This is a genomic window from Proteus terrae subsp. cibarius, from assembly GCF_011045835.1.
Lineage (GTDB): Bacteria > Pseudomonadota > Gammaproteobacteria > Enterobacterales > Enterobacteriaceae > Proteus > Proteus cibarius.
The window spans coordinates 454294-467202 of sequence record NZ_CP047349.1; the positions used below are offsets into that span (position 1 = coordinate 454294).

Annotated in this window: 12 protein-coding genes; 6 read left to right on the top strand and 6 right to left on the bottom strand. The window is 40.3% G+C overall.

All coding sequences use genetic code 11. The features are described 5' to 3' along the window. Positions 1 to 46: 46 nt before the first annotated feature. Both GTH25_RS02205 and GTH25_RS02210 read right to left on the bottom strand, forming a co-directional pair. Positions 47 to 2437, bottom strand: coding sequence for a zinc/cadmium/mercury/lead-transporting ATPase (locus GTH25_RS02205; RefSeq protein WP_075672961.1), 2391 nt, complete (start codon positions 2435 to 2437; stop codon positions 47 to 49). Between the two features lie 180 nt (positions 2438 to 2617). Next, positions 2618 to 3244: a lysoplasmalogenase gene (locus GTH25_RS02210; protein WP_075672962.1), complete on the bottom strand. Its 627-nt coding sequence runs from the start codon at positions 3242 to 3244 to the stop codon at positions 2618 to 2620. A gap of 147 nt (positions 3245 to 3391) precedes the next feature. On the opposite strand from GTH25_RS02210, the gene GTH25_RS02215 reads away from it, so the two are divergent. Continuing rightward, positions 3392 to 3778: a DUF2500 domain-containing protein gene (locus GTH25_RS02215; protein ID WP_075672963.1), complete on the top strand. Its 387-nt coding sequence runs from the start codon at positions 3392 to 3394 to the stop codon at positions 3776 to 3778. 74 nt (positions 3779 to 3852) lie between these two features. On the opposite strand, the gene GTH25_RS02220 is transcribed toward GTH25_RS02215, so the two are convergent. Together GTH25_RS02220 and rsmD are read right to left on the bottom strand one after the other, a co-directional pair. Continuing rightward, positions 3853 to 4155: a DUF1145 family protein gene (locus GTH25_RS02220; protein WP_075672964.1), complete on the bottom strand. Its 303-nt coding sequence runs from the start codon at positions 4153 to 4155 to the stop codon at positions 3853 to 3855. 17 nt (positions 4156 to 4172) lie between these two features. Then, the gene (rsmD, locus tag GTH25_RS02225) at positions 4173 to 4757 is read right to left on the bottom strand and encodes a 16S rRNA (guanine(966)-N(2))-methyltransferase (protein ID WP_075672965.1); all 585 of its coding nucleotides are present in this window, start codon (positions 4755 to 4757) and stop codon (positions 4173 to 4175) included. A gap of 228 nt (positions 4758 to 4985) precedes the next feature. Here rsmD and ftsY point away from each other — a divergent pair, with 228 nt between their 5' ends. The 5 genes from ftsY (at position 4986) to GTH25_RS02250 (ending at position 10880) form a co-directional block, all read left to right on the top strand. Continuing rightward, complete coding sequence (gene ftsY / locus GTH25_RS02230; protein ID WP_164530298.1) at positions 4986 to 6764, top strand: signal recognition particle-docking protein FtsY; 1779 nt, start codon at positions 4986 to 4988, stop codon at positions 6762 to 6764. Positions 6765 to 6769: 5 nt separating this feature from the next. Continuing rightward, positions 6770 to 7435, top strand: coding sequence for a cell division ATP-binding protein FtsE (ftsE, locus tag GTH25_RS02235; RefSeq protein WP_023583735.1), 666 nt, complete (start codon positions 6770 to 6772; stop codon positions 7433 to 7435). Next, positions 7428 to 8405, top strand: a complete 978-nt coding sequence (gene ftsX / locus GTH25_RS02240; protein WP_075674344.1) for a permease-like cell division protein FtsX — start codon at positions 7428 to 7430, stop codon at positions 8403 to 8405. The genes ftsE and ftsX overlap by 8 nt, the downstream gene beginning before the upstream one ends. 354 nt (positions 8406 to 8759) lie before the next feature. Then, the gene (gene rpoH / locus GTH25_RS02245; RefSeq protein WP_023583733.1) at positions 8760 to 9614 is read left to right on the top strand and encodes an RNA polymerase sigma factor RpoH; all 855 of its coding nucleotides are present in this window, start codon (positions 8760 to 8762) and stop codon (positions 9612 to 9614) included. A gap of 93 nt (positions 9615 to 9707) precedes the next feature. Beyond that, entirely contained in the window at positions 9708 to 10880 is a 1173-nt protein-coding gene (locus tag GTH25_RS02250) for a glycerate kinase (RefSeq protein WP_075674345.1), read from the top strand. Positions 10881 to 11234: 354 nt separating this feature from the next. Here GTH25_RS02250 and panM read toward each other — a convergent pair whose 3' ends face one another. Then, positions 11235 to 11642 carry an aspartate 1-decarboxylase autocleavage activator PanM gene (gene panM, locus GTH25_RS02255; RefSeq protein ID WP_075674165.1) on the bottom strand — a complete coding sequence of 136 codons (408 nt, stop codon included), beginning with the start codon at positions 11640 to 11642 and terminating at the stop codon, positions 11235 to 11237. 11 nt (positions 11643 to 11653) lie between these two features. Beyond that, complete coding sequence (locus GTH25_RS02260) at positions 11654 to 12841, bottom strand: MFS transporter (protein WP_164530299.1); 1188 nt, start codon at positions 12839 to 12841, stop codon at positions 11654 to 11656. Positions 12842 to 12909: the final 68 nt, after the last annotated feature.

The following is a 12909-nucleotide window of genomic DNA, read 5'->3' on the forward strand; positions in this document are numbered from 1 at the left end:
CCCAAACCCCATATACTGAGGTTTGGGTTTTGTTATTTTAGCGTGCTTACTCTTTGTTTGGGGTACTAATTTTTACTCTTAACAGTCTTACGGCATTGGCTGTTACCAGTGCTGTTGCCCCAGAGTCAGCAAGAACAGCAACCCAAAGCCCGGTAATTCCTAATAAGCTTGTTACTAAAAATATCGCTTTTAAACCAAGTGCTATCGTGATGTTTTCACGGATGATTTTACGTGTCGCACGAGATAATTTAATAATTTCAGGTAAGCCAGTTAAACGGTTATGCGTTAATGCTGCATCAGCTGTTTCAAGTGCAACGTCTGTACCGCTTCCCATCGCGACACCAATGGTTGCTGCCTTCATTGCTGGTGCATCATTGATACCATCGCCCACCATCATTGTGTTATGCGTTTTACTGATCTCCATGACGGAAGTCACTTTATCTTCAGGTAGTAATCCTGCTCGGAAATCCATACCTAGTTTTTTAGCAATAGCCGCGGCTGCTCTTGGATTATCACCTGTTAGCATAACGGCATTGATGTTCATCTCTTTCAATAATTTCATTGATTCAACAGCATCATTGCGTAAGGTATCTTGCATAGCAATAACACCGATAAGCTGACTCTCTTTTAATACGACAACCACGGTTTTGCCTTCATCTTCAAGGCGTGCAACTTCTTGTTGCCACAGAGAAGAGAGTGATATGACTTCTGATAATTGAGAAGGTGCACTCACCAGAATATGTTGGCTATTTAAATAACCTTCAATTCCTTTACCTGCTAGCGCTTTACGATCTTCTGCTTCAACAACAAGTACGCCTTCATCTTGTGCTTTATTGATAATGGCTTTTGCTAATGGGTGATGAGAGCCAATTTCTACGGATGAAGCAAAAGTCAGTACTTCTTTTTCATTAAATCCGGTTTCAGCTACAACATCAGTAACTTGAGGTTTCCCTTCTGTTAATGTGCCTGTTTTATCTAATGCGATAGTATTAACAGTGCCTAATTGCTCTAATGCTGCGCCACCTTTGATAAGTGCTCCGCGTTTAGTTGCAGCAGCTAATGCTGAAGTGATGGCGGCTGGTGTTGAGATAACTAAAGCACAAGGACAACCAATCAGTAATAGGGTTAAACCGCGATAAATCCATGTTTCCCAAGGTTGTGAGAACAACAGTGGTGGAACAATGATAACCAGTGCAGAGAACAGCATAATCGCAGGCGTATAGTAACGACTAAAGCGATCAATAAAGCGTTCAATTGGGGCTCTACGCTCTTCAGCTTCTTCAATCAATTGCAAAATACGGTCGATAGCATTTTGCCCTTGTTCAGATACCACTTTCATCTGTACAGATCTATCGACAGATAAACAACCAGCAGCGACTTTTTCGCCCTGTAAACGCTCTACGGGTACGGATTCGCCTGTTAATGCACTTTCATCAAAGCTTGCAAACGCACTGACTAACTCTGCGTCTGTTGGCAAACGTGAACCCGGCGCTATCTCAATAATGTCGCCCGGACGTAATTGCGCAACAGGAACAGTTTGTTTTTTACCGTCTTTGACTAATGTTGCTTCTTCTGGCACTAACGCCATTAATGCGCTCACACCACGACGAGCACGTCCTGCAGCATAAGACTCCAGCATTTCACCAATCATAAACAGCAAAATAACCATTGCTGCTTCTTCGGTTGCATTAATAAATAGTGCACCAATTGCTGCGACACTCATCAAGGTTTCAATAGCAAACGGTGTACCACTGCGAATAAGTTGTAAGGACTTTTTCACAATGGGGAATAGACCAATTAAGGTTGTTGCAATAAAGGCTGCTCGACCTGCTTGGGGATCAATAACCTCGGCACCCCAGCTAATCGCCATCAAAAGCGCCAAAACAATCACAAATGAGCTCTCTTTCAAGAAACTCTGCTTCACCACTTTTTGGGATTGAGGCGATGAGAGATCAAAAAGCTCGAAACCGGCACTGTTAATGGCCGCAATGATATCAGCACGTAGATCACTATCAGCATCAACGACTAATTTTTCAGTGGCAAAAAGGACTTTTGCTTGTTTTACACCCGCAACTTTGAGTGCTGCTGTTTCAATTTTTTGAGCGCAACTTGGGCAATCCATACCTTGCACTTTCCAGCTAAAGCGCTGTTGTGCAATCTTTTCTGGCTCAATGTTAGAGACAGGGGCGTTGATATCACAGCTTCCATGAGTGTGGTTGTGCCCATCATGGTTATGGTCGTGGTCATGTTCGTGGGAGTGTCCGTGGTGGTGCTCATCCTCGCATTCAGGATCACTTTTATCTATTTTGGTATGAGAATGCCCACTTTCAGTATGTGAGTGCGTACTATTCTCTGAGTGGCCTGAACAGCATTGAGAGCTTGAGCAACAAGCATCGGTATGTTTATGGTTATCGTGTTGATGAGCATGTTTAGTCATAACTGGCTCTCCTTGTTCAACAAAGTAAAGTCTAAATTTATCTATCTGATAAGTACTTTACAGCTTGGAGTAGAGTCCAGAGTCAAGATACCGAAGGCATATTCATTGGCAAAAAGTGCGAATTAGGTCAAAAAATTAACCCCTTGATTTAAATATTTAAAACAAGGGGCTGGATTTAAACTAAAGGAACAGTGCTCTGACAATAAAGAAATGCCCAATAAAATAACAGGCGCTGACAAGTCCTTTAGAAGCTGAAAATGAGAAGCGGAAGCGGTTGATTAGCCATATTGAGTAAGCAATCACTAACAATAATGAGCCAATCATCACTGATAAGTTGTAATCATTACTTAAGTAGAAGAATTTTTCGCCCGCAATCCAAAACATAGCAAATGCGGCTAGTAAAGTTAAAGAGGCTGGAATGGCTAATTTATCGAGCTTAGTCCAAACAATGGCTAAAATGATAATAAAAGCAAGAATAACGAATCCAAGTAAAGGGAGGTAGAATGAGAGCTGTAGTGGTAATAAAAAGCTTACCATATAGAGTACATAGCTTAGAAAAACCAAGGCAAGAGAAGGTAGTAAATACTTACCATCAAATATTCTTAAGATATCGGAAAGCAGTGTCGCTAATAACGCGCCGACAATAAGGTAGCTATTAATATTGTGTTCGGGAACTTGCCATGCCCAAAGTAATAAAAGAAGTAGTGTGATAGGACGGAATAACCATCGTTGCCAATTAGGGCCTCGATATGCAGCATCGATATAAAGCCATCCGGAGAATAATACGGCGAGAAAAGGCCAACTCATAATATCTTCCTTATATTCAGAACTGTTTTATTATTCATAACAGAAAGATTAATTTAAGAATAGCGGTTAATGACGAAACTGATGGACTTATTAAAATAATATAAAGCACACTGTTTTTTAATCCATATAACGATAGGAATTAATGTAATGAATAAAGCGGCTATTTTAGGAATTGCGGTACTGGTGATTATTATAGCGTCAGCAACTTATCGTTTTTTCGAGCAAAGAAAACAGCGGATAAGTGACGATAATTCACCTGTTACACTCTATATGGTTGAAGTGATTGACAAAAAAGAAGTCGCAGCAAATGAACGACGTTCAAGAGAAAATGATGTAAATGGCCCAGAAACAACATATTATTATCAAGTGACCTTTCGTTTAACTACTGATGATCGTAAAGATTTAGTGTTAAAAATTGATAAATCAGCTTATCAAGATATCGAACCTGAAATGAAAGGGCGTTTGTTTATGCAAGGCAGTCGTTTTGTAAAATTTGAAACCGATATGGCAAGTGATGAGCCAAATAATAAATAAAAGAGAATATTTATTACTTGGCAACCTCTGGGGTTGATTATCGACCCCAGATAATTGCGAGGATATGACAATATTTACGGCTGTGGTTTAGTTTTATTCTTCTGTTTTTCTTCGTATTCTTTACGTAATTCTTTTTGTATTTTTAAGAGTTCAAAGATCCCAAAGAAGAAAATGCGAAACTGTAATGCCGTTGAGGGTTTTTGATCTTTAGGTTGTCCTGCTTTATACATAACGATTTGTAATCCATGCATAATTACCATAAAAATCAATGCAATATCCATAAAATATTTTAGAGGTTTAGGAAATGGGGAAATAATATTTAAAAACAGAAAGCCCCAAACACCGACCATTAAAAATCGGCCAAAAAAGATTAACATAGCAGCTCCATAAAAAATTAAGCAGATAAACTGCGAATAAAAAGACGATACGCGACTTGCCCTGCGATCTTCTCTCTATGCAATGTCCAATGAGTCGGAATTGTATAAGTCTGTGCTTTAACTTCTTCCTCAATATAAATATAGCAATCTTGTGCTAACCAACCGTTATTTTCTAATAATTGGATAGTGTCTGACAACATGCCTTTATGAAAAGGAGGATCTAAAAAAACGACATTATAAGGCGAACCTTGTTTAGCAAGATATGACAATGCACTGTCTTGAATGACATGCCCATTGTTGGCATTAAGTAAGGTTAAATTTGTGGTAATTTGTTGGGCAACTGCACGTTCATATTCGATAAACGTGGTTTCACGAGCATAGCGAGAAAGCGCTTCAATACCTAAACCACCGCTTCCTGCAAAACAGTCGAGGCAACGAGCATCTTGGATAACGGGCATTAGCCAATTAAAGAGCGTTTCTTTTACTCTATCCGTCGTTGGTCGTAATCCTTGGCTATCGAGAACAGGAAGTTTACGACCACGCCATTTTCCCCCAATTATTCTGATTTGTCCCATTGGGGCTTTTTGTGGTTTTTTGGCCATATTATTTTAATTTATATCGTTTAAACGTGAGTTTTGGAGTGTCTTTTGGAATAAGGAATTCGTGTCTGTTGTTATCTCGATGACTTCTCTTGATTTAATCTGGAATAATTTACCATAAAATTTGTATAAAAGATGCGTTTATCCATGATCAAATGATAGACTTCATTATTATTTTCAATATCGTCAATGTAATCGCGCCATGATTTAGTGCGAGGAGTTTAGTAGCTAATGGCAAAAGAAAAAAAAGGTTTTTTCTCGTGGCTCGGTTTTGGGCGTAACAAAGAAGAAAATATTGAGCAAGAGAAAGAACAGCAACGCTTAGAAGAAGAGCGTTTAGAACAAGAACGTTTGGCAAAAGAAGCTAAAGAAGATGCGGCTCGCCAAGCGCAATTAGAAGCAGAGCAAGAACGTTTAGAAGCAGAGCGCCAAGAAGCGCAACGTGTCATACAAGATAGATTGGTACAAGAAGCTGAAAAACAACGTTTAGAACAAGAGAAAGCCCAGCGCCAAGCAGAAATAGAAGCAGAGCAAGCGCGTTTAGAGGCAGAGCATGCAGAACAAGCTCGTTTAGCTCAAGAAGCACAAGCTCAACGCCTTGCGCAAGAAGAAGCACAACGTCAAGCTGAGCTAAAAGCGGAACAAGAACGCTTAGAGGCACAACGTCAAGAAGCGGAGCGTGCAGAACAAGATCGTTTAGCTCAAGAAGCTGAAGCTCAACGCCTTGCGCAAGAAGAAGCACAACGTCAAGCTGAGGTAAAAGCGGAGCAAGAACGCTTAGAAGCACAACGCCAAGAAGCGGAGCGTGCAGAACAAGATCGTCTGGCTCAAGAAGCACAAGCTCAACGCCTTGCGCAAGAAGAAGCACAACGTCAAGCTGAGCTAAAAGCGGAGCAAGAACGCTTAGAAGCACAACGTCAAGAAGCGGAGCGTGCAGAACAAGATCGTCTGGCTCAAGAAGCTGAAGCTCAACGTCTAGCGCAAGAAGAAAACGAACGTCTCGCTATTGCGCAAGCCGAAGCTGAAGATATTGAATCTTTACGCGAAGAAGTGCTGGCAGATAAAGTTGTTGAACAAGAGAAACCTAAAAAAGAAGGTTTCTTTAGCCGACTGAAAAAAGGCTTACTGAAAACTCGCCAAAACTTAGGTTCAGGATTCCTTGGCCTATTTCGTGGTAAGAAAATTGATGATGAGCTATTTGAAGAGTTAGAAGAGCAACTCTTAATTGCTGATGTGGGTATGGAAACTACAACTAAAATCATCACTAGTCTGACTAAACATGCCACTCATAAAGATCTTAAAGATGCTGAAGCCCTTTACGGTAAATTACGTGAAGAGATGAGCGATATTTTAAGTAAAGTCGATAAACCATTAAATATTGAAGGTAAAAAACCTTTTGTTATTTTAATGGTTGGCGTTAACGGTGTTGGTAAAACAACCACAATCGGAAAATTAGCGCGACAATACCAAGCTGAAGGTAAATCTGTCATGTTAGCTGCTGGTGATACATTCCGTGCTGCAGCGGTTGAACAGCTACAAGTTTGGGGTGAGCGTAATAATATCCCTGTTGTGGCGCAACATACTGGTGCTGATCCTGCATCTGTTATTTTTGATGCGATTCAGTCAGCCCAAGCAAAAGGTGTCGATGTTCTTATTGCTGATACCGCAGGACGATTGCAGAATAAATCCCATTTAATGGAAGAGCTGAAAAAAATCGTTCGAGTTATGAAAAAACTAGACGAAGAAGCACCACATGAGGTGATGCTGACGTTAGATGCAAGTACCGGACAAAATGCAGTTAGTCAGGCAAAACTCTTTAATGAAACAGTTGGGCTAACTGGATTAACATTGACTAAACTCGATGGTACAGCAAAAGGGGGCGTTATCTTCTCCATTGCTGATCAGTTTAGTATTCCTATCCGTTATATTGGGGTAGGTGAAGGTATTGAAGATTTACGTCCGTTTAAGGCCGACGATTTTATTGAGGCTCTGTTTGCCCGCGAGGAGTAGTTTTAATGATCCGCTTCGAACACGTCAGCAAGGCTTATTTAGGTGGAAGACAAGCATTACAGGGGGTTGATTTTCATCTTCGACCTGGTGAAATGGCTTTTTTAACGGGTCACTCTGGCGCCGGTAAAAGTACATTGCTTAAGTTAATTTGTGGAATAGAACGCCCAAGTGATGGCGCTATTTGGTTTGCTGGTCATGATATTAGTAGGCTAAAAAATAGTGAGATCCCTTTTCTGCGTCGTCAAATTGGTATGATCTTCCAAGATCACCACTTATTGATGGACAGAACGGTTTATGACAATGTCTCTCTTCCACTGATTATTGCTGGCGCGAGTGAAGAGGATATTCGACGAAGAGTTTCAGCCGCTTTAGATAAAGTGGGACTATTGGATAAAGCCAAAAATTATCCTATACAACTCTCTGGTGGTGAACAACAACGTGTCGGTATTGCGCGCGCTGTTGTGAATAAACCGACTGTTTTACTCGCAGATGAACCAACAGGTAACCTCGATGGTGAGCTTTCAGAAGGGATCATGCGCCTTTTTGAAGAGTTCAACCGTGTTGGTGTAACAGTGTTAATGGCAACGCACGATATGTCGCTGATAGAACGTAGAAATTATCGCATTCTTACATTAGGGCAAGGCAGAATGGTGGGAGGGCAAAATGGCTAAAGCAAAAAGTTCCCGTAAATCAATGCCAACGCCGGGTGCAAAAACCAAGGCGCTAAAAGGGGGAAGACGCGAACAGTGGCGCTATGCATGGCGTAACACGGTGGCAGATTTTTTACGCCAACCGCTCTCCTCTTTTTTAACGGTAATGGTTGTCGCGATATCTCTTACCTTGCCTAGCATCTTTTATATTGTGTGGAAGAATGTCTCAACAGCGGCAGAACAATGGTATCCAACACCACAATTAACGGTTTACCTTGATAAATCACTTGATGATTCACTGGCTGAAGCCACAATCAAAAAAATAGAAGCCCTAGAGAAAGTGGAAGATGTTAACTACCTTTCACGACAAGACTCACTGGTGGAATTTCGTTCTTGGTCTGGTTTTAGCAGTGCGTTGGATATGTTAGAAGAAAATCCACTGCCAGCGGTAGCAATTGTGACACCGGTTATGGAGCCTAATGATCAACAACTCATGGTGAATTTGCGAGATGCGGTTTCACAAATTGCAGGGGTTGATGAGGTGAGAATGGATGATAGCTGGTTTACTCGGCTTTCAACATTAACTTCATTGGTGGGGCAAATTGCCTTGGTGATTGGCACTTTGATGGTTGTTGCCTTGTTATTGGTGATTGGTAACAGTGTGCGTCTCAATATTTTCAGTCGCCGTGATACTATTAATGTGATGAAACTTATTGGTGCAACTGATGGCTTTATTATGCGCCCTTTCCTGAATTGGGGATTAATCCTCGGCTTTATTGGCGCTGTATTTGCCTTGATTTTTTCGGCTCTATTAGTATGGAAGCTTTCTGATGTGGTGACTCAAGCTGCCACTGTATTTGGCACTTCATTTTCTATTTCAGGATTAGGTTTTGATGAGTCTATCATTCTTATTCTTGTATCTATGATTATTGGTTGGTTTGCTGCATGGTTGACGACAATGCAACATTTACGTCAATTCACACCGGAATAGTGAATTAGATTTATCCTCTAATAATGAGAAGATATCTTTTATCAGGCTGGGTGACATTAATATCATCACCCAGCCATTTTATCGACGCCCTGTCTCTGGCATAATATTGCGCGCACTCTTTTCTACGATAAGGCAACTATCATGTTTGCTATCGGTGATAGAAAAGTACAAAGATATGTAAACATAGATGCGAGATGAACCTTTAGTCTTTATGCTGGTCAAATAGTCGTTATGATAAAAACACATCGTAAAAAACCTTAACTGACTTCCTATTTAAGCTATATTTAGAAGGCTCATCTACTTTCCCTTACAGCGATAATTTTAATTATTTATTTAATTTTCATGAGGATTTGAATGACAAAAGAAATGCAATCCTTAGCATTGGTTCCGCAAGGCAGCATCGAAGCGTATATACGTGCAGCCAATTCCTATCCGATGTTAACCGCAGAGGAAGAAAAGGAACTCGCTGAACGGCTGCATTACGATGGTGACTTGGATGCGGCAAGAACGCTTATCCTTTCACATCTGCGCTTCGTTATTCATGTTGCTCGCAGCTATTCAGGTTATGGCTTACCACAAGCTGATCTTATCCAAGAAGGTAATATTGGCTTGATGAAAGCGGTTCGTCGTTTTAACCCAGAAGTGGGAGTTCGACTGGTCTCTTTTGCTGTGCATTGGATCAAAGCTGAAATTCACGAATATGTGCTACGTAACTGGCGTATCGTGAAAGTGGCGACTACAAAGTCACAACGTAAACTGTTTTTTAATCTGCGAAAAAATAAAAAGCGTTTAGGTTGGTTTAATCAAGATGAAGTAGAACTTGTTGCAAGAGAGTTAGGCGTATCAGAAAGTGATGTCCGAGAAATGGAATCACGAATGTCAGCTCAAGATATGGCATTTGATATGACTGCTGATGATAGTGATGATTCACATCCTATCGCCCCTGTACTCTTCTTAGAAGATAAGTCTTCTGACTTTGCCGATGGCATTGAAGAAGATAACTGGGATAATCATGCAACGGATAAACTAACGTCAGCAATTGAAACTCTTGATGAACGTAGCCAAGATATTATTCGTGCTCGTTGGCTAGATGATGATAACAAATCGACATTGCAAGACTTGGCGACAAAATACGGTGTTTCTGCTGAACGTGTTCGCCAATTAGAAAAAAATGCGATGAAGAAATTGCGTTTAGCGATTGAAGATTAATCACATTTCAGACCAAGCACACTCTCTCATAAAGTAGAGTATGTTATAAAAGCGATATGAAAATATCGCTTTTTTATTGCTTGGAGAAAAAACGTGAAAATAGTTATCGCCCCTGATTCTTTTAAAGAAAGTTTAAGTGCGAAAGATGTTGCGATGGCAATAAAACAGGGTTTTTCACGTTATTTACCCAATGCGCAATATTGTTGTATTCCTATGGCGGATGGTGGCGAAGGAACGGTGACATCGCTGGTGGATGCAACGCAAGGCCGTTTTATATCGACACCAGTGTGTTCGCCGTTAGGTAAACAAGTAACTGCAATTTGGGGGCTTTTAGGGGATAACACCACTGCCGTGATTGAAATGGCACAAGCTTCTGGTCTTCATCTTATTTCTTCATCTCAACGCGATCCCAATTTAACGACCAGTTATGGTACGGGTGAATTAATTAATGCTGCACTTGAAATGGGTGTTAAAAAAATCATATTGGGATTAGGTGGCAGTGCCACAAATGATGCAGGTGCAGGAATGATGCAAGCGCTCGGTCTAGGCCTTAAAGATAAGTTTGGCACATCTTTGCCTTTTGGTGGACTGGCATTAGCACAACTTCACTCTATTGATATCACGACTCTTAATCCTAAACTAAAAAATATTGAAATTGAGATTGCCTGCGATGTAACAAATCCGTTGTGTGGAGAAAAAGGGGCATCCGCTATTTTTGGTCCTCAAAAAGGAGCGACCAAAGACGATATTGCGCAACTTGATAATGCATTACACCATTTTGGTACTTATCTTGAGAAAATGACGCAACGTAGCCTTATCAATATTGCAGGAAGTGGTGCGGCAGGAGGATTAGCTTTACCTTTGCTTGCATTTACGCAAGCAACACTTTCGCAAGGTGTTGAATTGGTAGCTAACGCTGTTGAATTAGAAAAACAGTTAATTGATGCGGATTTGGTAATAACGGGTGAAGGTCGAATGGATAGCCAATCGGCACAAGGTAAAACGCCAACAGGCGTTGCTTTGCTCGCAAAAAAATATCACCTTCCCGTTATTGCTTTGGTCGGTGGCTATTTACCTGATTATGATGTAGTTCATCAGCAGGGTATTGATGCTGTTTTTTCTATTGTACCGGGTGTTTCTACACTGGCTGATGCACTTCATAATGCGCAAAAGAATTTGAGTGAGACGGCTTATAATGTGGCTAGACTTTATACTACTCGTCATACTTCAAGTTGTAGCGTTGTTGACTACACTCACTCGCACTAGTCACATACTTATGTATGCTCCTAGCGACTCGTTCATTTGTCGCCTAGCTACACCTTGAATTATTTAGAGTATCTGTTTGTGTCTATTCAAGTTGTAGTTACTCGTCATACTTCAAGTTGTAGCGTTGTTGACTACACTCACTCGCACTAGTCACATACTTATGTATGCTCCTAGCGACTCGTTCATTTGGCGCCTAGCTACACCTTGATATCTGTTTGTGTCTATTCAAGTTGTAGTTACTTGTCATACTTCAAGTTGTAGCGTTGTTGACTACACTCACTCGCACTAGTCACATACTTATATATGCTCCTAGCGACTCGTTCATACCTTGAATTATTTAGAGTAAGAACACTGTCAAATAGTTAGGGTGTAAATACGATCTTGTGGTGATGCACTAAATTGATGATGTGCTAAAAAAGCATGTGCAATATCATACCCGCTTTCTTCCGCTGATAAGCCTATTGCCTGCCAATGGTGAATATCAGGATAAGCAGATAAGCATTGTGTCAGTAAATAATGCCCAACACCGCGACGACGAGTAACCTCTCTCACCATAAAATCTGTGATCACCGCTTTTTCACCTGATAATTTAACCCAACAGGCAGCTAATAATCGCTCATTAAATCTCGCCACAAAGAGTATATTCTCGTTGTTGATCTCGTTTTTTAGGGCTGATTGATAACGTGCATCCTGCCAAATTTTCCCTAAATCAATACGGTCTTGTTCAGAAAATTGCGTCAGTTTTTCAATGGTCAGTTTCATTAAGTATCCTGTTAGTTTGCAGCTTGTTTTTTTTCTTTTAATGAAGACATTAAGGTCTTAATGGTGAAACACAATGCCAAACTCGTGAAGATCACACAAGAGTAAAAGACGTACTCATAATTATTGTCAGTCACAAAATAGACCGAAATCATAGGGCCAGCAGCCATTCCACAATAACGAATAAAGTTATAAATCCCCATTGCAGTTGCTCTCATCGAGCCAAAATAACTTGCTAATAATGTCGTGTGTGTTGGCATGGTTAAGCCTAAAGAAAGCCCATATAACACAGTTAAGCTAAGCATGACAGGTAATGAGATTTGCCAAAATAGTGCAAATAACGCCAACATAATCAAATTGATACAAGAGGTGAATATCACTCCATATTCAACACTAAATAGATGGCAAACTTTACGATAGAGATAGCTACCTAAAATAAGCGCAATCGACATTGGTACATATAATCCACCAATTTCAGTACTGTTTAACTGATAGAGATGAAAGGCAATCAAAGGTAAAAATACCAAAAGGCAAAAATAGTTATAAAACACCATAAAACTCATGACAAACACAGATTTACCCGCAGGCGCGGTGAGTACTTGTTGCATTGCAGATAAGCTTTTAAAGGTTTCCTTCTGTTCAGGACGTGTTTCAGGTAAATAAAAGAGATGAGTAATAAGTAATATGGCACCGACAACCGCCAAGAAAATAAAAATACCTTGGTATTGATAGTGTTGTGCTAAATATCCTCCTAATAAAGGGCCACAGGCAGGCGCTAACGCTAATAGCATTTGATACGATCCCATTGCTTTAGCGCGATCGTTTCCTTGATAAAGATCGCCAAGAATAGTAGCGGCAACCACGGGAATAGTGGCGATACCAATAGCTTGGATCACACGCCAAAAAATTAATAAGTTTATAGAGTCAGACCAAACACAACCCAATGCACCGACAATAGAAATTGCTAATCCACTGAGTAAAACCGGTTTTCTTCCCCATTTATCAATCAATGAACCATAAAATAGTTGCATAACAGCCATCGCAAAAGTAAATGCAGATACCGTTAAATTAACCAGTGATAACGTGGTATTAAATTGCTGTTGGATCAAGGGAAGTACAGGGGTATAAATATTTTGTGCTAAAGAGCCTAATAGTGCGCTAAAACAAATGAGATAAAACAAACTGCGGATTGATAATTTCATTACATTGCCTCTTATTATCTATTTTGTTTCCATGGAAACAAAATAGATAATAGCGATATTTTGATTGT